Here is a 21,445-nt window from a genome sequence, read left to right as displayed (position 1 = left end):
ATGGCCGTAATTACGGTAACTACGGCTAAGCCGCCTGGAACGGGACCCACCAACAAGGCAACCAAGTGGACAATCTTGTCAGAGATTTTGGCTTTACCCATGATTACGCCTGCCAAAATAAAGAACGGGATAGCCAAAAGTGAGAACTTAGATATATTGGCAAAAAATACAGGGGCGAACATCTGCGTACCTAATCCGGTAAGGGAGATTACGCTCATGGCTGCTACACCCAAAGAGACGGCAATAGGCACGCGAAGAAAGATGAGAACAAAAAAGATTATTAGCAGTAATGCCCCGGGACTCATACCTAAGGCCACAGGAGCACCTCCTCTCTAAACTAGTGCTGCTCTTGATTCGAAAGCAACTTAAAATCTGAGATGGTTGCTTGTATTGCACGCAGTATCATTATGAGAGCTCCGAAGGGTACGGCCAACCCGAACCACCACATGGGAAGTGCCATGGAGTAGGTGACCATTTTGTTCTTATATTCTTGAACCACAAGCCCGATGCCTTGGTTAAACAGTAAAACAAACAAAGCCACAGAGCAGATACCACCAAAAATCACCGCGGCTTTTTGCCAGCGCAGCGGTAGGTGATTAACTACCAACTCTACGCCAAGATGGGCTTTTTTTCTAAAGGCAATGGCACCGCCCAAGACGGTGATCCACACAAACAAGTTGACAATCAGCTCTTCTGTAAAAGCCAAGGATCCGTCGGTGAGATAGCGTACAAGAACGTTGGCAAAGGCCAAAGCGGCCATGAAGAAGAGGAGAAAGGCACAGATGTACTCTTCGATTTTATCGAGCACCTTCAACAACTAACACCCCCTTGAAGTGTGAGCGGGGCACCGGGTGCTGTGCACCCAGCACCCCGCTTGTGCCATTTAGGGTTACTTTAGTGACTTTGCAATAGCTTCCTCGAATGCGGTTACGATTTCTTTACCAACCTTCTCAGAGGCATATTTCTCATAGACGGGTGCTGTTTTCTCTCTGAAAGGCTCCAGTTCTTCAGGCGAAAGGTCAGTGACTTCCACGCCCTTGTCTTTAAGGAGCTGGATACCTTCGTCAATGCTCTTACGGCTAAGTTCGATCTCCCAAGCCATGGCATCTTTGGCAGCTTTCTCGATTTGCTCTTGAATGTCGGCGGGGAGACTGTTCCAGACGTCTTTGTTTACTGCTACTACGAGAGCATCATAGGAATAGTGCCAGTTAGTCAGGTACTTTTGCACTTCGTAAATCTTGTTGGGCACAATAACACCGGCAATTGGGTTTTCCTGGCCGTCGATGGTCCCCTGCTGCAGAGCTGTAAAGACCTCGCCCCAGTTCATAGAAATGGCATTGGCACCTAGTGCACGCATGATGTCGATGTAGATAGGGGTAACCACGCGCATCTTAAGACCCTTGAGATCGTCCGGTGTCTTGACGGTATGCTTGTTGTTGGTAACTTCGCGGAAGCCGTTTTCGCCGTAAGCGAGACCTACCATGTTGTACTCTTCCATGCTCTTGAGCAGCTGCTCACCGCCGGCGGAAGAGGTTGCAGCATCAACCGCTTCATAGGTCGGGAACAAGAAAGGTAATGAGAAGACGTCGAACTCAGGGATGGTCGGCGCAATGTTAATGGTGGAGTTAACCATGAAGTCGATGGCACCGCTTTGCACCATCTCGGCCTGACGCATCTGGTCACCGCCGGTGAGCATGGCATTAGGATACACTTTCACATTGACTTTGCCGTCGGTATATTCTTTGACCAGCTCGGCAAACTTGTTCCCGCCCTGGCCCCAAATGGTCTCGTTGGATACGTTCATGGTAAGCTTGTACTCGTCTTTTAGTTTTGCGTCTGACCCACTCGGTTGTTCGGCCGGTTTAGTGCAGCCAACAGCTGTCAGTACCAGTGCCAGAAGAAGGGAAACAGCAACGATACGAATAACTGTTCTGTTCATGAGCTACGCCCCCCACAAGAGGGCTACACCTCCCTAAATAAGATCATTAGAAACCGAATCTACAGCTATCTTTTGATATCGAACCCCCTGGTTACCACCTCAGTTGTACTTGCGCTCTCACCCCTTTCAGCATTGCTCCCTGCTAATTACGGAAAAAGCTCAGCAGATTTCCCGGACTGCTTTAACAATATCTTCCACCTGGGGCAGCATCAACGGCTCCAGCGCCGGGCTGAAGGGGATGGGAACGAAATCGGCGCCGATTCGCTTAATCGGGCCGTCCAGGTAGTCGATAAGCTCTTCGGCCACAATGGCGGCCACTTCAGATCCGACACCACCGTTTTTGGTGGCTTCGTGGGCAATGACCAGGTGCTTGGTCTTTTTGATCGATTCAAACAGTGTTTCTTTGTCGATGGGAACGATAGTTCGAAGATCGATGACTTCGGCTGATATGCCGTCGTTTGCCAGTTGTTCAGCTGCTTCAATGGCTTTGTGTAGCATAATGGAATAAGAAACGATGGTGACATCGGTACCTTCTCGCACCACGTTGGCTTTGCCAATGGGGGTGAGGAACTCCTCTTCGGGGACCGGTCCTTTCTTGCCAAAGAGGTCCTTGTTTTCGAAGTAGAGCACGGGGTTGTCATCGCGGATGGCGGCTTTGAGCAGGCCCTTGGCATCGGCCGGATTCGACGGAATAACTACCTTGAGCCCCGGCACGTGAACGAACCAGGACTCCAAACTTTGCGAGTGTTGGGCGGCGGCGGACCGGGCGGCGCCGTCAGGAGCTCTAAGCACCACCGGTACTGTACACTGGCCACCGAACATGTAGCGGACTTTGGCCATTTGGTTTACCACTTCGTCCATGGCGACAGTGATAAAGTCGACAAAGTGCATATCTACCACCGGGCGCATGCCGGCTAGGGCAGCCCCAACACCAGCCCCGACAATAGCTGTTTCCGAAATCGGCGTATCCCGGACCCGGTCAAAACCGAACTGCTGCGGCAGGCCCCTAAATTGTCCGAAGATACCGCCCTGGCGGGCAATGTCTTCGCCCATCAGAAATACGCGCTGATCGCGGGCCATCTCTTCAGCCATGGCTTCCATGGTGGCTTGGGAAAAGGTGATTTCTCTCATACGGCCTCACCACCTTCTACATACAAATCTTCAAACAGCTCGGTTGGCTGCGGATACGGACTCTGGCGGGCAAAATCTATTGCTGCTTCAATGGCTGCTTCTACTTTAGCTTCGATTTCTTCCAAGTCTTTTTCCGTGAGGGAGTTGGTGGTAAGCACGGCCTGTTTGAAGTTCTTTAAGGGATCGTTAGAGTCAAATTGTTCCTGTACTTCTTCTTTAGTTCGATACATTTCCGGGTCACCGACAAAGTGCCCCTTAATGCGGTAGGTCTTGGCCTCCAAGAGTGTCGGTCCGCCGCCGTCGCGGGCTCTTTCCACGGCGGCTTGGGCAGCTTCGTAAACGGCAAATACATCGTTTCCGTCCACTACTACGCCGGGAATACCGTAGCCGATAGCTCGATCGGAAATGTTCTCCACCGAAGTAGTAGTCCGATAGGGAGTGGTGGAGGCCCATTGGTTGTTCTCACAGACAAATACTACCGGTAGCTTCCAGGCAGCGGCCATGTTCATACCTTCATGGAAGGTGCCGCGGTTGGAAGCGCCGTCACCGAAGAAACAGACAGATACTTGATCGGTACCGGACAGTTTAGCAGCCAGTCCGGCACCCACGGCTAGATTATAGCCACCGCCCACCACTCCGTTAGCCCCCAGCATACCGATGGAAAAGTCGGCAATATGCATGGAGCCACCTTTGCCTTTGCAGTAGCCGGTGGATTTGCCGAAGATTTCAGCCATCATCCGGTTCAGATCGGCCCCTTTAGCGATGGTATGGCCATGGCCGCGGTGCGTGCTGGTGATATAATCTTTCGGGGACAAATTAGCCATCATGCCAGTGGCTATGGCCTCTTCGCCAATATAAAGGTGGACAAAACCGGGGATTTCTCCGGCGAGAAAGAGGTTGTTGACGTTTTCCTCGAACCGACGAATAGTGTACATAGTCCGATAAAAGTCCAGCAACTGTTCCTTGGAAAAGTCCAAAGTCGACTACACCTCCTGTACAAACTAGTCTTCTGCGGCGCCGGCTCGGGCTCAAGTCGTGAGTGCTGCTCACCGGTTTCGCAGTTAGTTCTAAATGATGCTGCCTAGGCATTCTAGTTTTCAACCATACTACTTTGCAAGGTTCGTGCCAAGGAAACAAAAAAACCATCATGGTCAATAAATGCATTAGGCTGCTTAGATACAACTTCTAAGCAGCCAAAATCTTAGTTGATCTAGAAACCGATAGAGCTGTCCTATTATTGCGCAGGTTCAGTTTTAAGCAGCAGTGAAGCGGCAGTGGTAGCGGCTTGTCAGCCGGTGTGTAATAATAGCACACTGCTCAATAATTGAGCACCAGGCTTTAGCCTGCGTGCCAGGCCCTAGCCGGTATTGATATGGTATTTCTTCAGCTTGTTATAGAGGGTGTTGCGGCTGATCTTGAGCAACCGGGCCGCCAGCGAGATATTGCCATCAGCCGTTTTAAGCGCTCGCTCAATGGCCAGTTGTTCTACTTCTTCAATTGACAAGGGTTTTTCGGCCACTGAGGCCGGAGCCTGTTGCTGGTCAAACAGACGCATTACCTCTTCAGTGGTCACTTCAGAATTCTGGGCGATGTTGACGGCTCTCTCTACCATGTTTTCCAACTGGCGAACATTACCGGGCCAAGAGAAGGAACGTAGGATTTCCAGGGCACCGGGGCTGAAGGAACGCACTTCGCGGTCTAGTTGGCGGTTGATCTTATGGGTTAAATGTTGTACCAACAGCTCCAAATCGGCACCGCGCTGCCTCAGCGGCGGGATGACAATTGAGAGCACGTTCAAGCGGTAATATAAATCGCGGCGGAAGTTTCCCAACTCTACCTCCTGGACTAAGTTCTTATTAGTGGCCACTATGATGCGAACATCACAGCTAATATAGTGTCTGCCCCCTAGCCGCAGAACTCGCCGCTCCTGCAGAACTCGAAGCAGCTTGGCTTGCATATCCAGTGGCATGTCACCGATTTCGTCCAAGAAGATGGTGCCGCCTGAAGCCAACTCAAACTTGCCGGGGCGGCCGCCGCGCGAAGCACCGGTGAAGGCTCCCTCTTCGTAACCAAACAGCTCGCTTTCGATGAGTTCGCGGGGCAAAGCGGCGCAGTTGATGGCGACAAAAGGCCCGTCGCAGTAGCTGCTGGCGTTGTGAATGGCTTGAGCGAACAGTTCCTTACCGGTGCCGCTTTCGCCTTCGATCAGGACATTGGAAGAACTTTGAGCCGCTATTTTTGCCAAACGGATAGAATCCATTAGCACTGGACTTTGACCAATAATATCACTGAAGCAAAAATTAGCTTGGGCTCCCACCATTCGGTTCACCATTTTGCGGACTCGCTTGATCTCCCGGAAAGTATCCACTACACCGGTAAGATTACCATCCTCGTCCCGGATCGGGATGGCAGTTTTGATAAAATGCTTAAGACCGGTGCCAGTCTTCACCATGAATTCTTTGTCCACATAGCCCTGTCCGGTTTCTAGTACAGAAAGAATCACCGGTTTAAAGTCTACGATGTCGGCGATAAACTTGCCCACGGCCGTTTTCGGGTCCACACCTAAGATACGGCCGCCGGTTGCATTCATATAGGTGATAAAGCCATTAACGTCGATAGTAAGAAAACCGTCGGACATGGATTCCACGATAGCTTCCTGGTATTTGTGTTGAAGACGCAGCTCTTCTGTTGCCTGGTACGTGGCCAACCCGTTTTCAATTGCCCGGGCAGCGGCCACTACCATACCCAGTGTATGGGGATGTACCTGTTGTAGTGTCCCGGAAACATTGATTACTCCACAGACAGTGCCATCATGGGCCAGAATCGGCGCCGCTGAACAAGCCCAGGGGTGGTGAGCCTGGCAAAAGTGCTCGTTGCCTGCCATTTGCACGGCTACGCCTTCGCGCAGAGCCGTTCCCACGGCTGTGTTGCCCACAGTTTCTTCATTCCACACGGCACCGGGAACAAAGTTCAGACCTAGCCGTGAAGCTGTTAACACCGAAGAATCGCCTTGTACTTCCAGCACCACACCGTCGCTGTCCACCAGCATTACCGCAAAGCCGGAGCCTTCTAAAATGCTGTAGAGGCTGGAGAGAAAAGGCCGAGCCACCTCCAGAAAGTCGGCATTAGTTGCCAAGCGCCCAGCTAGTTCCTTCGAGTCTAATACCTGTTGACAATATCCTTCTTTCGGATCCACTCCCAGTTCGCGGCAGCGTTGCCACCCAGCCGCTACCATGGGGCTGACAAACGGAGACATAGTACCTTGCTGGATAAGTGATTCCCAGGCTGTTTTCAGCCTGATGTCGCTGCAACTTGTATTGGCTGACAAGTTCCCTTCCCCCCTTAGCGGGTAGCTTGAACGCCATTTCCTAGTTGTTCGCCTTGTGGGGTCAAATTCCTGCTAACAGATTTAGACAGGAGCTTAAGGCATAAGAAAAAGCACCTGCGCGAGCAGGTGCCAGATATCTCACTTAGCAAAGACATGGTTGCCGATCTGGGTTATTACCGGGCGCGAGAACACCCACGGTGACCAGGCGGTGCTGGGATTGTAAAAGTACAGGGCCCCGCCGGTAGGATCTATGCCGGACAGAGCATCAGTGGCGGCTCGGATGCAATCTGGGTCCGCCTGTGTAGAGTAAAAAGCTCCGTTCAAAATCGGTTCAAAGGCATCGGTTTCGTACAGAACGGCGGTCAATGTTTTCGGGAAAGCGGGGTCCTGTAATCGGTTGAGTATTACCGCACCCACGGCGACTTTTCCTTGGTAAGGTTCACCCTCAGCTTCGGCCATGATCATTTGCGCCAGTAGCTCCACTTCGCGCTCAGAGGGCCGCCCACTACCCCGTGATACCATTGAGGTAGTACGGGTTGGAGGGTTGTCCGGTATGGTTAGGATATCACCGGGATAAAGGAGGTCATACCAGATCCCGCTGGTCTGTTTAATTTCGTCCACAGTTACCCCGAACCGTTGTCCAATGAGCCACAGTGTGTCCCCGGGCTGAACAGTGTAGCTGGCGGCCTGGGCTGAAAGTGTGAGGCCTACAACCAGGATGCCGACCACTGCAGCAGTGACCAGTCTCGGGCCGAGGTGATCGTGTAGCAGCTTATGTTTTAGCCCAGCTAGGGTTTCCGGTATCTTGCTTTTCATGATCCAGTCTCCTTTCTGTAGTCGCTCCCCGCCGGCCAAATAAAAGCCGGTACCTGGCGAGGATGGCACAGACAACCTAATAACAGAAGCCGGGTTGTCTTAAGAAGGAAATCTGGGCATATAATATCATAAGCCGCACTACATTGTCAGCTGGGACAATCCCTGCTAAGCTTGACCAGGAGCTCGTAAGCACAGCAGGAAAACAAGGAGCACTGCTGGAAACAAAAAAAGGGGCCAAAGACCTTCTTTTGACCCCCATGGTAACAGCATCCAAGCCAATTTCTTGGGCCCTAAATGCTAAAAACTATTTGTACTGTCTCTCCATCATAATCCACCACTGCATCGCGAATAAGGGTGGGCGGCACTATTGTTGCCAGCTCGTCTGTAGAGAGTTGGAGGAGATCTTGAGGACTTAGGCCCAACAGGCGTTGCTGGTCAGAAGCATTAACCGACAGAGTAACGGCGATAACACCTTTCACAGTCGTCAGTTCCATCTTCTAAACTATTCCCCCCAACCCAACCGTACTATGTCTAACTCCGCTCCGCTCGCATTTTTTGTCCGCTCCTCAAAGATGTAACGTTTTGATCTTGTGTAGCTTGTGGATTAGCCGGTCCAGCTTCTTGCTGAGCCGGTACACTTCCGTGGACCTTAACTGAGACGGGTTGGCGCTCACCAGGCGATGGAGTGTTTCCCGCAATGTCTCTATTTCTTGATCCAGTTGCCAAATATGGCTAGAACCATGTTCCACCGACAATGAGGTCTCGCCCCCTTCCACAACTGCCGATGTGGGCCAGAGTATTGCTGCTTCCTGGTTAGGATGCAAATAATACAACCGGCAGTCGGTTGCGCCACTGGTTCTGCTCAGCCTAGGCGCCCAACTAAGGCTGAGTGTCATCGCCTCTGCACGGGCCAAGTTTATTTTGTAGTATAAACTACCAGCTACTAACAATATTATACATTTACGGTAGAAATTTGCAAGGGAAACTTTTGCCGAGCGGTGTTGCTTGCGCGCGATTCTGGCGCCAGGTATAATTGATAAGGACAAAAGCCGCTGGATGGGACAAAACTGTTGTTGGGGGGCAGGCCTGAGGTTGGCAGGCCCATTTTGTGTTTTTCAAAACGGGGGGAATAACGTGTCCGATAGCCTGGAACAGGACAATCTCAAACTACTTTGCAGAAATATCGCCCAAGGTATGGACGAACAATTAATTCATGGTATCAGTGGGGCTCAAAAAAGCTATATTGCGGCCCAGGTGTTGCAACAAACCCTGCGGCCGGCGCTTTATCTTACCGACCACCTCCAGCAGGCCGAGACAGTAGCCGAGGATTTGGCTGCTTTTTTGCCTTCGGTCTCGGTAGAAGTCTATCCGCCGGCGGAAGTGCTACCCTATGAATATTATGCCGAAAGCCCTGAGCTTACGGCTCAACGACTCAAGGTCTTGACTGCTTTGGTCAGGGGAGAAAGAACTGTGGTGGTGGCTCCCCTGGCTGCTTTGACGCGGCGGCTACCGCCCCCGGCTGTTTTTTCGCGCAGCGGCTTAGAAGTAGCACCGGGAATGATTCTGGATCGAGAAGAACTATTGGCCCGGTTGGTGGAGCTGGGCTACCGTCGGGTGGAACGGGTGGAGGCGCGGGCTGAATTTGCAGCCCGGGGCGATATTGTGGATATCTTCCCGTTGCCGGCTGCCTATCCGTATCGGCTGGAACTGTTTGATAACGAAGTGGATTCCATCCGTGAGTTTGACCCGGAAAGTCAGCGTTCCCGGGCCAGTGTTGGGGAGGTGTGGCTGGGGCCGGCTGCTGAAGCCTGCTTGTCTCCTGCCTTACGTGAACGGGCGCTGGCTCATTTGCGGGCCGCAGCTGACCGGTACCGGCAGACCCTCATGGACAGGGGGCTCAGCGCTCAGGCGGAGAAGGTCCGACTGCGGGTGGAGGCGTTGTTGGAGCGGACAGCCCAAGGCCTAGCGGAACCCCAAGAAAGACTAATACCGTTTGCCTATGACAAAACAGCAGTGCTCAGTGATTATTTGCCGGCGCCGGCGCTGGTATTTATCGACGAACCGGTACACTTGATAGAGGAAGGGCGCAATTTTTCCCGTGAGCTGGCTGAAATGCAAAGCCGTCTACTGGAAGAAGGAAGCCTACTGCCGGAAGAAGCCAGTCTGTATCTTGATCCGGAAGAACTATTGGCCCGGCTTCAGCGACTACAGCGGGTTAACCTGAGTCTGTTCTTACGTCGGGCACCGCAAAGCCATCCCCAAGTGGCGCTGTCTCTCACGGCTCGGCAGCTAACGCCGTATAACAAAGATGAAAACCGTCTGGCCGAGGACTTACTCCGCTGGTATCGCGATGGCTATACCATTACTTTGCGTGCCAGTACCGAAAGACGGGCTTCGCGCCTGCGAGACTGGCTGCGGGAGCGGTTGCCGAGCGCCGAGGCCAAGGTAGTGGTGGGAGCCATATCCCAAGGGTTTGAGTTTCCGACCCTGAAAGCAGTGGAAATTACCGACAGCGAGATCTTCGGCCAGGTGCGGCGGCGCGAACGACGGGTTCATATGGACGACGCCGTACCCAGTTTCACCGACCTAAAAGTGGGGGATCTGGTGGTTCATCTGTCGCATGGCATCGGGCGCTATCTGGGAGTGGAGACCTTGGACAGTGCCGGGGTGACCCGCGACTACATGGTGATAGAGTATGCCGGCCATGACAAATTATATGTGCCCACCGATCAGGTACACTCGCTGCAGAAATATATCGGCCCCGAGGGCGAGCGGCCGCGGCTCAGCAAACTGGGTGGTAGCGAATGGCAGCGAGCCAAGAAAAAAGTCCGGAGTTCAGTAGCCGAGATGGCCAAAGAACTGCTCACTCTTTATGCCCGGCGCAAGGCTTTGCCAGGGTATGGTTTTTCTGCTGACACAGTCTGGCAGCGCGAGTTTGAGGATGCATTTCCATACGAAGAAACACCGGATCAGCTCAAGGCGATCCAGGAAATAAAAAACGACATGGAACTGCCCCATCCCATGGATCGTCTCCTGTGCGGTGATGTGGGCTATGGCAAGACAGAAGTAGCTATCCGGGCGGCCTTCAAAGCAGTGATGGATAGCAAGCAAGTGGCCGTCTTAGTTCCCACCACAATCTTAGCCGAGCAGCATTACAATACTTTTGTCCAGCGCTTGGCTGGATTTCCAGTGGAAGCAGAAGTGTTGTCCCGCTTTCGTTCTGCTAAGGAGCAGAGGAAGATAATCAAAGAGTTGCGCCGGGGAGAAGTCGATATTATCATCGGTACCCACCGCTTACTATCTAAGGATATCAAATTTTCTGACCTCGGATTAGTCATTGTAGACGAGGAGCAGCGTTTTGGCGTGAAACAAAAAGAGCGCCTAAAAGAGCTGCAAACAGCCGTGGACGTTCTTACGCTCACCGCGACGCCGATTCCCCGCACCTTGCATATGTCCATGGTGGGGCTGCGTGATATGAGCGTTATTCGTACCCCGCCCGAGGATCGGTATCCGGTGCAGACCTACGTGGTGGAGTATAGCGATTCCCTGGTGCGCGATGCTATTGCTCGGGAGTTGGCCCGGGGCGGCCAGGTATTTTATCTGTTCAACTGGGTGGAAGGGATCGAAGCTGAGGCCCGCCGCCTGCAGCAACTGTTGCCCCAGGCCAAGGTGGGTGTAGCTCACGGGCAAATGCCGGAGACCAGGCTGGAGCGGGTGGTGCTGTCTTTTCTCCGGGGCGAGCATAATGTCTTGGTTTGTACCAGCATCATCGAAAACGGCTTGGATATGCCTAATGTAAATACCTTAATTGTGCGCCAGGCAGAGAAGCTGGGGCTGGCCCAGTTGTACCAGCTACGCGGTCGGGTGGGTCGTTCTAACCGGGTAGCCTACGCCTATTTTACCTATGAACCGGAGAAAGTGCTATCAACTGTGGCTCAAAAGCGCCTGCTGGCCTTGCGCGAGTTTACCGAACTGGGGTCGGGGTTTAAGCTGGCCTTGCGCGATCTGGAGATCAGGGGGGCCGGCAACATCCTGGGGGCCGAACAGCACGGTCATATTGCCGCGGTAGGGTTTGAGATGTATTGGCGGCTGCTGGAAGAGGCGGTGTATGAGCTTCAGGGGAAGGCGGTATCACCGCCGCTAGAGCCGCAGGTGGATCTGGCTCTCAATGCCTATTTACCCGCCAGCTACGTTCCTTCGGCCCGGGACAAAATGCAATTATATAAAGCTATTGCGGCCTGCCGGAAAGAGGAAGAAGTGACTGAAGTGGCTGACGACATCATCGACCGTTACGGCGAGCCGCCTCAGGAAGTGGTTTCTTTGCTGGAAGTGGCTCGGCTCAAAGCCCTGGCCCGAGAGGTTGGAATTGCCGGCTTAACCCAAAAAGGCCAACAGGTGATCCTGACTTTAGTTCCGGATATGTATCTTACCCCGGAGGAGGTAATCGCCCTTATTCGCAGCAGCCAGCGACGGCTGGCACCGCTGCCAGGGAAGGAGCGGGAGCTTCTGTTTCGGACCGAGGGATTGCTGCCGGAACAGGTGTCGACAGCTGTCCGCCATATGCTACAGCAGATAAAGGAGCTGGTTGCTGCCCGTACGCTTGTATCCTTAGACTCGAAAGAGTACAATGTCACCAATGAGTAGTTATAAGCAGCGAGGAGGAAATTTGATGAGATGGATCAGGGTCACGGCACTCCTGACAGTGGTGTTATTGCTGTTTGGCTGCAGCAGTGCTGTGGTCGGCCGGGTCGGTGAGGAAGAGATCAAACAGGCCGACGTAGACAAGCGCATTGCTGTGTTTAAGTTGTTTTCACCGAATTTCGACGCCAGTGCTGTGGAGCGAGCTGATATTGTTGATCAGCTCTTAGACGAGAAAATTGTAGTGGTGGAAGCGTACAAACAGGGGATAAGGGTAAAGGATGAAGAAGTCGAAGCAGCTCTGGCAGAAGTAAAGAAAAGCCTGGAGACCCAATTCGGGGATGAGAAAAAGACGAACTCGGCCTTGAAGAAGTTTAACCTCACTATGGACGACCTGAAAGAAATAGTGGAAAACAACCTGAAAACCCAGCAGCTATATACCAAGGTGACGGCTGAGGTCAAGGTTGCCGATGAGGAGGTACAAAAGTGCTATCAGGATCATCTGAATGAATTTCAACTGCCGGAAGAAGTGAAAGCCAGCCACATTTTGGTGAAAGAAGAGAAGCTGGCCCAGGAGCTTAGAGAGAGACTGGAAAAGGGCGAGGACTTTGCCGCCTTAGCCAAAGAGTATTCCACCGATCAGGGCTCACGTGAAAATGGGGGCCAGCTAGGATACTTCCCGGCCGGAAAGATGGTACCGGAATTCGACCAAGCTGCTTTTTCTACGCCGGTGGGGCAACTTAGTCCTGTAACCAAGTCGCAGTTTGGTTATCATATTATCAAAGTAGAAGATAAGAAGCCGGCTCGCACCCAGACGTTAGAAGAGGTAAAATCGTTCTTGGCCATGCAACTGGAGAGCCAAAAACGAGACCAGGAGTTCTGGACCTTTTTTGAGGAGATAAAGACCAAATACAAGCCGGAAAACAAATTGGCCCCAGATAAGACTAGCGAACAAAATCAGAAATAGCCTTTTCCTCTCCGCCCCTCATGGCAAAAATGAATAAAAGTGTCAATTGCTCTATATACTATCTGTGAAACGGTTTCCGGATACCAGGTGAAGGAGGGGTGGAATTTGAAGGCAACGGGTATTGTTCGACGTATCGACGATTTGGGCCGGGTTGTAATTCCGAAAGAGATTCGCCGCACTCTTCGCATTCGTGAGGGCGATCCCCTGGAAATATTTGTCGATCGCGAAGGGGAGGTTATTCTAAAAAAATACTCCCCCATCGGGGAACTGAGCGATTTTGCCCAAGAGTACGCGGACTCGTTGGCCGAAACAGTGGGTCATATCGCCTCTATTTGTGATCGAGATATTATTATCGCTGTTGCCGGCGCCCCGAAGAAAGAGTTCCTCAATAAGCCTATTAGCGGGGCGGTAGAGAAGGTTATGGAGGAACGGCAAACGGTTCTCATCAACAATCCGGAAGAGAACAAGTATTGTAAGGAGTGCCTGACCGAAGACGAGGACTGCCGCTTCAGTGCTGAGGTTATCGCCCCTATCATTGCCGAAGGGGATCCCATTGGTGCCGTGGTGATTTTGTCTAAGAATCCTGGAACCAAGTTCGGCGATTTAGAAGTGAAACTGGCCGAAACGGCAGCCGGCTTTTTGGCCAAACAGATGGAACAATAAAGACCTAGTTCGCCCCACCGTACGCTTGGTGCGGTTCCCGAAGGCACACAGGTATAATGGGAGCCTGGTTTGAAACCGGGCTCCTTTTTGGTATAATCAGGAGGTAGTTAGTTAGGGGAAGTGAGATTATGTCCAGGGGCCAGTCTTTCTTGGGTGGGGCTGCGTTGCTGGCGGCAGCCGGAATACTAAGTAAGGTACTGGGGGCTGCTTTTCGAATTCCGCTGGCACGGTTGATCGGGCCTGAAGGCATGGGGCTGTATGGCATGGCTTATCCGCTGTATGCCATGATTCTGGCCCTGTCTACGGCCGGTATTCCGGTAGCCATTTCCAAGCTGGTGGCCGAAAAACTGGCCGAGAACAAGCCCGAGCAGGCCGGAGCGGTGTTTAGGGTAGCAAGCCGGTCTCTCGTTATCTCGGGTCTGCTGTTTACGGTGCTGACTGTAGTTATGGCCCGTGTTTTTGTAGTTGCCGGGTTGCTCCGCGATCCCAGGGCATTTTGGCCCCTTATCGCCACGGCGCCGGCGGTACTGTTGGTAGCCTTAAACTCTGCTCTGCGCGGCTACTTCCAAGGTTTCCAAGACATGCGTCCCACCGCGGTGTCACAAGTGGTGGAGCAGTTGCTTAGGGCAGTAACGGCGTTGGGGTTGGGCTATTTGTTGTTACCATACGGGCTGGAGTTTGCCGCTGCCGGAGCAGCCTTTGGAGCCGTTACCGGGGCTGCCGCTGCCGGGGTCATGTTGTGGTGGTATAAACGCACCTCTTTTTCCAGCGTTTTGGCAGCTATTCCCTGGCCTCATGACTGGCCACAAGTGCTGAAACGAATCTTAGCCTTGGCTATTCCAGTGACTCTATCCAGCTTGGTGATGCCGATCATGCAGAACTTGGACGTGCTCCTGGTACCGGTGAGATTAGAAGCCGCCGGCTATACTGTAGCCGAAGCCACGTCCTTGTTTGGCGAACTCACTCAGATGGCCTTTACTTTGGTTAATCTACCGGTAATTGTCACCGGGGCGCTGGCTGTAAGCTTGGTACCGGCAGTATCAGCCGTCCAAGCCACGCCGAACCGCTCGCAGCTAAAGAAGTACATAGGGGCTGCGCTGCGCCTTACTGTTTTGCTGGAGCTTCCCGCGGTAGCGGGGCTGTACTTGCTGGCTGAACCCGTTATGGATCTGTTATACGATCTCCCCGCGGCCGGCCCAACTTTAGCGGCTCTGTCCGCTAGCTGTCTGTTTCTGGGACTGAATCAGACTAGCGCCGGTATCTTGCAGGGTTTGGGGCGCACGGACCTGCCCGTGTGGAGTTTGGCTGCAGGCGCGGTGGTCAAAGTTGTGCTAACCTACATTCTCACCGGCATACCGGCCTTGGGGATCAAAGGTGCCGCTTGGGCCACCGTGGCCACCTTTGCCACCGCCGCTTTCCTCAACGCGCGCTTTATTGACCGGCTGGTGGGCTTACCGTGGGATGCTAAGGAATTTGTCTTGAAGCCGCTGGTGGCCACCGGCGGTATGGGAGCCATAGTAATACTGAGTTACCGGCTTGTGACGCCGGGATTGGGGAGCCACTTGGCCACACTGGTGGCTATAGGAATTGGCATTGTAAGTTATGGCCTATTGTTATTTGTGGTTCGGGCGGTGCAGGCCAACGATTTGGCCTTGCTCAGTGCTTTTGGGCACAAGCTGTCCCGCCGCTTGGATCCTAGGAGGAGGTAACGAGGTGTCTAAAAATGATGAAAAATGGCAGCGCCCGCAAGTGCCACTGGACCCGTTGCTAGAGGTGATGGCCACCTTGCGCGGATCGGCGGGATGCCCCTGGGATCGGGAGCAGACTCATGCCTCCTTGCGCCGCTACCTGATTGAAGAATGCTATGAGGTTATCGAGGCCATCGATGAGAATGATATGAATAAACTGGTGGAAGAGTTGGGAGACTTACTGTTACAGGTGGTCTTTCATGCCCGTATCGCTGAGGAAGCGGGGTTTTTTGACCTGAACGACGTGATTCAAGGCATAGTGGCCAAGATGATTCGTCGACATCCGCATGTTTTTGGCCAAACTAAGGTTAAAGACAGCAAAGAGGTATTAGTGAACTGGGCAGCTATTAAGCAGCAGGAAAAAGAGCTCTGCGGCCAGAATGACGGGGTGTTGGCTGGAATACCCCAGGGACTGCCGGCACTGCTGCGGGCCTATAAGATCCAGGGACGGGCAGCCCGGGTGGGCTTTGATTGGCCTAGTGTCAACGGTGCTTGGGAGAAAGTGATGGAGGAAGCAGCGGAACTTAAAACCGCTGCCACCGAAGGCGATGCACGGGCTGTAACCGAAGAGCTCGGGGATTTACTGTTTGCGGTGGTCAATGTGGCTCGCTTTCTGCAAGTGGAACCGGAGCTGGCACTGGCCGCCACCACAGCCAAATTTGAGCGCCGATTTCACCATATCGAACAGCAGGCAGCACGCCAGGGATTGTCGCTGGCAGAATTATCGCTCCAGGATATGGATACCCTATGGGAACAAGCCAAGAAACAAGAAAAAATTACCTAATTCCCGTTTTCAAGCAGGAAATTGGCTTTTCTTGGAGAATAAGAAAACAAAGTGGCGGGCTGGAAATAATTGAGGAGGGAAAGTAATTGAACAAGACCGAGTTGGTCAGTGCTGTGGCAGAAAAAACAGGGTTAACCAAGAAAGATGCCGATAAGGCAGTAAACGCACTTTTTGAAGTGGTTACCGAGACTTTGGCCGACGGGGAGAGAGTACAAGTTGTAGGTTTTGGCACGTTTGAAGTTCGCGATCGGGCTGCCCGCAAGGGCCGTAATCCGCAGACAGGAGAAGTTATAGACATTGCAGCGGCCAAACTCCCGGCCTTCAAAGCAGGTAAGGCTCTGCGCCAGGCCGTGGACAAGTAACGGACAGGCAGTCCTGGAGGCTACAAGTAGATGAGCGGAAGTCAGGTTTCCCGGTGAAACCTGACTTTTTGCTTCTAGACACCAGAGGAAGATGCGCTAAGGGGGAACGGAGGATGCGCTTAGATAAGTTTCTGAAAGTGTCGCGATTGATCAAGCGCCGCACTTTGGCCAAAGAAGCGGCCCAGCGGGGGCGGATCTTAATTAACAATAATGTCGCCAAGCCCGCCAGCGAAGTCCTAGTCGGCGATATGTTGGAGCTGGGACTGGGTAGGCGACGCCTTCTCGTGGAGGTGCTGGCTATTAAAGAAAATGTTCCTGCCGCCGAGGCAGCCAACCTTTATCGGGTAATTAAAGATGAACGGGTAGCCGAGACCGATGCTCCAGACAGGTTAGACCGCTGAGCTTATGTTTATACTAAGGCTAAGCACTTAGCAAGGAGGTTTTTTGCTTGTTACGACCAAGAAACTTAGCCTTAGTGTTGTTACTTCTGGCGGTAGCTACCGGCTGTCTGCAAAAACCGCAAAAAGCGCCGCGGCCCCAAGCTACGCCGCAGCAGACTGGGCCGGTGGCAACGGCCCGGTCCGGTCGAGAGCCGACCTTAACCTTGTTTGATAATAAGAGTGGGCAAAAGAAGGAAATCAAGCTGGAGGATTATGTTGCCGGTGTGGTGGCGGCTGAAATGGATCCCTCCTGGCCGGTGGAAGCGCTGGCGGCCCAGGCCATCTTGGCCCGAACCTTCACCTTAGAGGCTTTGGAGACCAAAGGTGGTACCAGATCACTGCACGGTACTGATGTCTCCACCAAAGTGGAAGAGTTTCAAGCTTATGATCCGTCCCGCCTAAACGATAACGTCCGCAAAGCAGTACAGACCACGCGGGGTAAGGTGCTGACTTATAAGGGTGACTTGATCAAGGCCTGGTTTTCCGCTTATGCCGGGACGCGCACAGCTTTGGCCAAAGAAGGGCTCAGCTTCAAGGAGCCTGAGCCGGCCTACATTAAGAGCGTGAGCAATCCCGGAGCCAAGAGCGCACCGCCAGAAGACAAAGTCTGGACAGCCACGTTTTCGCGCAGTGAGCTGGAAGCGGCCCTGAGCAAAATGGGTCTACAGCCTGGCAATGGGAGTACAGTGAGCGTAGCCAAACGCGGTCCCACCGGCCGAGCGGTACAGATCAATGTCTTTGGAACTAACGCAGACGGTGCAGACTTGAGAGTGGCCCTGGGCAGTACCCGTTTAAAATCCATTCTCATTGACAATATTCGGGTTAAGGATGACCAAGTTGTTTTTCATGGTCGAGGTTATGGGCACGGTGTGGGCATGTGTCAGTGGGGAGCTTATACATTGGCCAAGGAGGGGAAAAAGCCGGAGGAGATCGTGCGCCATTTCTTCAAAGGGGTAAAAGTGGAAAAATTATATAGCTAACCGCGGGCATGGCTCCGGTCAGGCACAATGATTGCCTGACCTTTAATTTTGTCATGCTGGATCGTAACAGGGAATAAGATGAAATAAAGACATCGCGGTCAGGGCCGAGGGGGGAGAGGGATGATAACACCGGTACCGGATGGCCATACGGTAGTGCTGAAGAATCGTGAGTCATTGGAAGTGAGCGGTGTTCGGCAAGTGGAAAGCTTTGATGACAAAAGCGTAGTGCTAGAGACCACCCTCGGACTGCTATCGATACGGGGCAGCGGACTTCATATCAACCAGCTCAATGTGGAAGAGGAAAAACTGGAAATGGAAGGAGAAATCACGATCCTTGAATACAGCCCGGACCGGGCACAACTGCGGGGCAAAGGTTTGTTGGCACGTCTCCTGAAGTAAGGGAGAGAGGCGACTGTGCTGGAATTGCAATTAACGGTGGTGGGGTGGACTCTCTTATGCGGTATTGGATTGGGGTTGGTATTTGATCTTTGGCGTGTCTGTCGCGTTATCTTACATTCGGGGCGCCTGGCTACCTCGCTGGGCGATCTTCTCTTTTGGCTTCTGGCAACTGCCGTGGTGGCGGCGGTGTTATTAGCGGTGACCTATGGGGAAGTGCGCGGTTGGTACTTGCTGAGCTCAGCTTTAGGTTTTATCCTCTATCAGGAACTAATCAGCAAACATATACAGCGACCGCTCCGACGCGGTTTGCTGGTGTTGGTGCGCAGTTTGGTCCGAGTGGCGGTGTGGCTTGGCCTCCCGGTTTGGCTACCGCTGAAGTTCGTGCTGAAACAAGGGGCAGCAGGGGGTAGAAAGGGAAAACAAATTGGGCGGGCGATCAAACGGCTGATAAAGCGCAAACTAGCCTTACTTAGAAGAAAAAAAAGGCCATAAAGAGGAAAAACCCCCTCTATTGCCGAATGTACTTTACCAGAGGATGCATGGTTTCCGCTGGGTCAGTGAATGTACAGGCAGGTGACAGGGAATGGCCATTGCACTGGAGAACAGGCCGGAGAGAACAATAAAACGGCGAACTGTCTGGCAGCGACGGCGTAGAGGGGGGAGAAATTGGTGTGCACTGCTCCTGGTAGGGCTGCTACTTTATTTTGGCTACTTTTCCTGGGGCCAATTTAAATTAATGTTGGAACTAAGACGAGAGCTGTCACAGGTAGAACAAGGAATAGTTGCAGCTGAGCAGCACTCACAAGAGCTTACAGCCGAGATCGAGTATCTAAAAAGTGACTTTTACATTGAGAAAGTTGCTCGACAGGAGTTAGGGCTGGTCAAACCCGGAGAGATTATTTTTATGCCTGAGAGTTCATGGGACCAAGGAGACCGACTGCATTGACAGACAACACTGTCTTTCGGTATAATAAATATGGTCGAGACAATATTAAGGAGGAACTGGCTGCGCATGGCTTTGGAAGTAGGCAACATTGTCGAAGGCGTTGTGACCGGGATAACTAATTTTGGGGCCTTCGTTACGTTGCCAGGTGGACAAACGGGGCTGGTGCACATATCGGAGGTAGCCGATGCCTATGTTAAAGACATCAAAGATTACCTGAAGGAAAATGATAAAACCAGGGTCAAAATAATCAGCCTTGATAAAAATGGCAAAATTGGTCTTTCTATTCGTCAGGTGAAGAATGACGGTCCGCGGCGACGGGGCAGACGGGATCGGCGTGAGACTAGTATGAGTTTCGAAGACAAACTGGCTCGGTTTTTGAAAGAAAGCGATGAACGCCAGTCAGATTTGAAACGGAGTACAGACGAAAAACGCGGCGGTCGAGGAAGCCCGCGGCGAAATGTTGACAATGTTAGAGCCTGGTAAGCACAACAGGGCACCTGAAAAGGTGCCTTTCTTGTTTGGGGGTGTGGCTTCATGCGCCTGGCAGCTATTGACCTGGGCACCAATTCCACGCGCCTGTTGGTAGTAGAAAAATCCGGCTCCGTTCTAAGACCCATTCATCAAGACCTAGCCACCACCCGGTTGGGCCGAGGGAGCGGGCACAGGTCCCATTTACTACCGGAGGCGATGGAGCAGACGGCAAAAGTTGCGGCTGAATTCTTCCGCCGGGCCCAGAATCTCGGAGCAGAGAGGATCCGTATGTTTGGTACCAGCGCTCTGCGCGAGGCCGACAATCAAGACCGATTCTTGGCTTTGCTGGAAAGCCGGCTGGGATGCAAACCGGAGGTTTTAAGCGGCGAGGAGGAGGCGCGTCTCACTTATTCCGGTGCTGTCGGTGCCCTGAAGCTGGAAGATTCGACGGTGATAATTGATGTTGGCGGCGGAAGCACAGAAGTAATCCAGGGCCGGGGGAAACAAGTATTGTCTTTAACCAGTCTAAGATTGGGAGCAGTACGACTGACAGAAAGGTTCCTGCTGTCAGATCCGCCGACGGCAGCCGAGTGGCAAGCCGTGCTAGATTTTGTTTCGGCTCAGCTTAAAGCAGAGCTGTTACCGCTCAAGGACCAAGCAGCGCAGGGGGTAGCTGTTGGCGGCACTGCCACCACCTTAGCTGCCCTGGAACTTAAATTTGAGCGCTACAGCTACGCCCAGGTTCAGGGATACTTCTTACCCTGCTCACGCCTGCACAGCCTGACGGAACGTATGCGCTTGCTGCCGTTGGCAAAGCGCCGGCAACTTCCCGGCTTGCAGCCGGAGCGAGCGGATATCATTTTGGCCGGAGCCGCTATTTTGAGTTTGGCGCTGGAAATCTTGGCCCTTCCCGGGCTTACCGTCAGTGCCGCCGATTTACTGTTGGGTTCGTTGCACGATCTGCTCGCTGTTTATCCCCTATCCCAGCAGAGGAGCCGCCAATAAAATAGCTGAGTTGGGTACGTTTCCGGCCTCAGAGCATAAGATAGCCTAACTGTGTTTACCGGCAGGAGGCTTATTCAATGGAAAAAATGACTCCGGTGAAAACCGAAGCCACTTCTGCAGTCAAGAAAGCGTTTTTAAGGTTACATGGTGATAGCACTTTGTTGTCCGAAGTACGTATTATTGTTCCCATCCGACCGGAAGAGGCGGCGGCTAAAACTAGACACGCTTGTCCGGTCTGGCGATGGTTCTTAGATAGCTAAGTCTGTCGCGCGCCCTTTAGGCGCGTGTTTTCTTTTGCTGGAAGCCAATTGCGGTTTTGGTCCGAAAAAGGAGTAACCAGATATAAATCTAAATGCTTATGGTTAAAACAAGTTATAAACTCGGTAGTTTTGGTACAACATAGCAGTGGAGGTGAAAGATATGCCCGATAATAACGAAGGCGGAACCAGAGATATGGGCCGTCATGACCAAAGCATGGGTGGTATGGGATCTTGGGTTAGTCACATTGTCCGATTTGTAGTGTCAGCGTTGGTGCTGATGGCGGTGGGATTCATAGTTCCCGGTTTTAGCCGCATGACTTTCGGTACGGCTTTGCTGGCTGCCGTTGTCATTGCCTTATTAGGTTACATTATCGAGGCTGTCGGGGGACGGCAGATTTCTCCCTACGGTCATGGACTAGTTGGTTTTATTTCTTCGGCGGTAGTCATTTATGCTACCCAATTCGTTGTGCCCGGACTACGAGTGAGTATTATCGGTGCCCTGCTGGGAGCATTAGTCATCGGTGTAGTGGACATGTTTATTCCGACGGTGGTGCGCTGACAAATTGGT

The 21,445-nt window shown here is 52.7% G+C and carries 24 protein-coding genes and 1 riboswitch; of the genes, 15 read left to right on the top strand and 9 right to left on the bottom strand.

All coding sequences use genetic code 11. The features are described from left to right. From GX016_01905 to GX016_01865, 9 genes are all read right to left on the bottom strand, one after another. Positions 1-317: TRAP transporter large permease subunit (locus GX016_01905; protein HHT70318.1), on the bottom strand; the 317-nt coding region annotated here is incomplete at its 3' end. A gap of 20 nt (positions 318-337) precedes the next feature. Next, entirely contained in the window at positions 338-817 is a 480-nt protein-coding gene (locus GX016_01900) for a TRAP transporter small permease (GenBank protein HHT70317.1), read from the bottom strand. A 72-nt stretch (positions 818-889) separates the two neighbouring features. Continuing rightward, positions 890-1,939, bottom strand: a complete 1,050-nt coding sequence (locus GX016_01895) for a DctP family TRAP transporter solute-binding subunit (GenBank protein HHT70316.1) — start codon at positions 1,937-1,939, stop codon at positions 890-892. A gap of 159 nt (positions 1,940-2,098) precedes the next feature. Then, positions 2,099-3,070, bottom strand: coding sequence for an alpha-ketoacid dehydrogenase subunit beta (locus GX016_01890; GenBank protein ID HHT70315.1), 972 nt, complete (start codon positions 3,068-3,070; stop codon positions 2,099-2,101). Further along, the gene (locus tag GX016_01885; protein ID HHT70314.1) at positions 3,067-4,005 is read right to left on the bottom strand and encodes a thiamine pyrophosphate-dependent dehydrogenase E1 component subunit alpha; all 939 of its coding nucleotides are present in this window, start codon (positions 4,003-4,005) and stop codon (positions 3,067-3,069) included. The genes GX016_01890 and GX016_01885 overlap by 4 nt, the downstream gene beginning before the upstream one ends. Before the next feature lie 422 nt (positions 4,006-4,427). After that, a complete protein-coding gene (locus tag GX016_01880; GenBank protein HHT70313.1) occupies positions 4,428-6,398 on the bottom strand; it encodes a sigma 54-interacting transcriptional regulator in 1,971 nt (656 codons plus the stop codon). 138 nt (positions 6,399-6,536) lie between these two features. Next, a complete protein-coding gene (locus GX016_01875; protein HHT70312.1) occupies positions 6,537-7,214 on the bottom strand; it encodes a LysM peptidoglycan-binding domain-containing protein in 678 nt (225 codons plus the stop codon). 290 nt (positions 7,215-7,504) lie between these two features. Beyond that, a complete protein-coding gene (locus GX016_01870; protein ID HHT70311.1) occupies positions 7,505-7,708 on the bottom strand; it encodes a hypothetical protein in 204 nt (67 codons plus the stop codon). A gap of 72 nt (positions 7,709-7,780) precedes the next feature. Continuing rightward, positions 7,781-7,969, bottom strand: a complete 189-nt coding sequence (locus GX016_01865; GenBank protein ID HHT70310.1) for an aspartyl-phosphate phosphatase Spo0E family protein — start codon at positions 7,967-7,969, stop codon at positions 7,781-7,783. A 75-nt stretch (positions 7,970-8,044) separates the two neighbouring features. After that, positions 8,045-8,126, bottom strand: a riboswitch (cyclic di-GMP riboswitch). 222 nt (positions 8,127-8,348) lie between these two features. Here GX016_01865 and mfd point away from each other — a divergent pair. From mfd to GX016_01790, 15 genes are all read left to right on the top strand, one after another. After that, complete coding sequence (mfd, locus tag GX016_01860; protein HHT70309.1) at positions 8,349-11,858, top strand: transcription-repair coupling factor; 3,510 nt, start codon at positions 8,349-8,351, stop codon at positions 11,856-11,858. A gap of 379 nt (positions 11,859-12,237) precedes the next feature. Next, a complete protein-coding gene (locus GX016_01855; protein HHT70308.1) occupies positions 12,238-12,819 on the top strand; it encodes a peptidylprolyl isomerase in 582 nt (193 codons plus the stop codon). Positions 12,820-12,924: 105 nt separating this feature from the next. After that, positions 12,925-13,482 carry a stage V sporulation protein T gene (spoVT, locus tag GX016_01850; protein ID HHT70307.1) on the top strand — a complete coding sequence of 186 codons (558 nt, stop codon included), beginning with the start codon at positions 12,925-12,927 and terminating at the stop codon, positions 13,480-13,482. A 128-nt stretch (positions 13,483-13,610) separates the two neighbouring features. Beyond that, entirely contained in the window at positions 13,611-15,191 is a 1,581-nt protein-coding gene (locus GX016_01845) for a polysaccharide biosynthesis protein (protein HHT70306.1), read from the top strand. Next, positions 15,085-16,014: a nucleoside triphosphate pyrophosphohydrolase gene (gene mazG, locus GX016_01840; protein ID HHT70305.1), complete on the top strand. Its 930-nt coding sequence runs from the start codon at positions 15,085-15,087 to the stop codon at positions 16,012-16,014. Before GX016_01845 ends, mazG begins: the two co-directional genes overlap by 107 nt. A gap of 86 nt (positions 16,015-16,100) precedes the next feature. Continuing rightward, complete coding sequence (locus GX016_01835; protein ID HHT70304.1) at positions 16,101-16,376, top strand: HU family DNA-binding protein; 276 nt, start codon at positions 16,101-16,103, stop codon at positions 16,374-16,376. 113 nt (positions 16,377-16,489) lie between these two features. Next, on the top strand, positions 16,490-16,777 hold the full coding sequence (locus GX016_01830; protein HHT70303.1) for an RNA-binding S4 domain-containing protein: 288 nt from the start codon (positions 16,490-16,492) through the stop codon (positions 16,775-16,777). Positions 16,778-16,824: 47 nt separating this feature from the next. Next, positions 16,825-17,796: a SpoIID/LytB domain-containing protein gene (locus GX016_01825; protein ID HHT70302.1), complete on the top strand. Its 972-nt coding sequence runs from the start codon at positions 16,825-16,827 to the stop codon at positions 17,794-17,796. Between the two features lie 120 nt (positions 17,797-17,916). After that, positions 17,917-18,195, top strand: coding sequence for a sporulation protein YabP (gene yabP / locus GX016_01820; GenBank protein HHT70301.1), 279 nt, complete (start codon positions 17,917-17,919; stop codon positions 18,193-18,195). Positions 18,196-18,210: 15 nt separating this feature from the next. After that, positions 18,211-18,687 (top strand): hypothetical protein, encoded by a 477-nt coding sequence (locus tag GX016_01815; protein ID HHT70300.1) that lies wholly within the window; start codon positions 18,211-18,213, stop codon positions 18,685-18,687. Positions 18,688-18,778: 91 nt separating this feature from the next. Then, positions 18,779-19,141 (top strand): septum formation initiator family protein, encoded by a 363-nt coding sequence (locus GX016_01810; GenBank protein ID HHT70299.1) that lies wholly within the window; start codon positions 18,779-18,781, stop codon positions 19,139-19,141. Positions 19,142-19,207: 66 nt separating this feature from the next. After that, on the top strand, positions 19,208-19,624 hold the full coding sequence (locus GX016_01805; protein ID HHT70298.1) for a S1 RNA-binding domain-containing protein: 417 nt from the start codon (positions 19,208-19,210) through the stop codon (positions 19,622-19,624). A 51-nt stretch (positions 19,625-19,675) separates the two neighbouring features. Continuing rightward, positions 19,676-20,617, top strand: coding sequence for a Ppx/GppA family phosphatase (locus tag GX016_01800; GenBank protein HHT70297.1), 942 nt, complete (start codon positions 19,676-19,678; stop codon positions 20,615-20,617). A gap of 77 nt (positions 20,618-20,694) precedes the next feature. Further along, entirely contained in the window at positions 20,695-20,877 is a 183-nt protein-coding gene (locus GX016_01795) for a hypothetical protein (protein HHT70296.1), read from the top strand. 223 nt (positions 20,878-21,100) lie between these two features. Next, a complete protein-coding gene (locus GX016_01790; protein ID HHT70295.1) occupies positions 21,101-21,436 on the top strand; it encodes a phage holin family protein in 336 nt (111 codons plus the stop codon). Positions 21,437-21,445 lie beyond the last annotated feature (9 nt).

The organism is Bacillota bacterium, assembly GCA_012837285.1.
Lineage (GTDB): Bacteria > Bacillota > DTU030 > DUMP01 > DUMP01 > DUNI01.
This window is presented reverse-complemented; position numbering and strand designations above follow the sequence as displayed.

Coding starts and splice junctions, on each gene's coding strand:
- GX016_01855 (HHT70308.1), top strand. CDS start 12,238: ATGGACGACCTGAAAGAAATAGTGGAAAACAACCTGAAAACCCAGCAG.
- GX016_01790 (HHT70295.1), top strand. CDS start 21,101: ATGGGATCTTGGGTTAGTCACATTGTCCGATTTGTAGTGTCAGCGTTG.
- GX016_01870 (HHT70311.1), bottom strand. CDS start 7,708: ATGGAACTGACGACTGTGAAAGGTGTTATCGCCGTTACTCTGTCGGTT.
- GX016_01875 (HHT70312.1), bottom strand. CDS start 7,214: ATGAAAAGCAAGATACCGGAAACCCTAGCTGGGCTAAAACATAAGCTG.
- GX016_01845 (HHT70306.1), top strand. CDS start 13,611: ATGTCCAGGGGCCAGTCTTTCTTGGGTGGGGCTGCGTTGCTGGCGGCA.
- GX016_01805 (HHT70298.1), top strand. CDS start 19,208: ATGGCTTTGGAAGTAGGCAACATTGTCGAAGGCGTTGTGACCGGGATA.
- GX016_01800 (HHT70297.1), top strand. CDS start 19,676: ATGCGCCTGGCAGCTATTGACCTGGGCACCAATTCCACGCGCCTGTTG.
- yabP (HHT70301.1), top strand. CDS start 17,917: ATGATAACACCGGTACCGGATGGCCATACGGTAGTGCTGAAGAATCGT.
- GX016_01830 (HHT70303.1), top strand. CDS start 16,490: ATGCGCTTAGATAAGTTTCTGAAAGTGTCGCGATTGATCAAGCGCCGC.
- GX016_01895 (HHT70316.1), bottom strand. CDS start 1,939: ATGAACAGAACAGTTATTCGTATCGTTGCTGTTTCCCTTCTTCTGGCA.
- GX016_01890 (HHT70315.1), bottom strand. CDS start 3,070: ATGAGAGAAATCACCTTTTCCCAAGCCACCATGGAAGCCATGGCTGAA.
- GX016_01795 (HHT70296.1), top strand. CDS start 20,695: ATGGAAAAAATGACTCCGGTGAAAACCGAAGCCACTTCTGCAGTCAAG.
- GX016_01885 (HHT70314.1), bottom strand. CDS start 4,005: ATGTACACTATTCGTCGGTTCGAGGAAAACGTCAACAACCTCTTTCTC.
- mazG (HHT70305.1), top strand. CDS start 15,085: ATGGCCTATTGTTATTTGTGGTTCGGGCGGTGCAGGCCAACGATTTGG.
- GX016_01810 (HHT70299.1), top strand. CDS start 18,779: ATGGCCATTGCACTGGAGAACAGGCCGGAGAGAACAATAAAACGGCGA.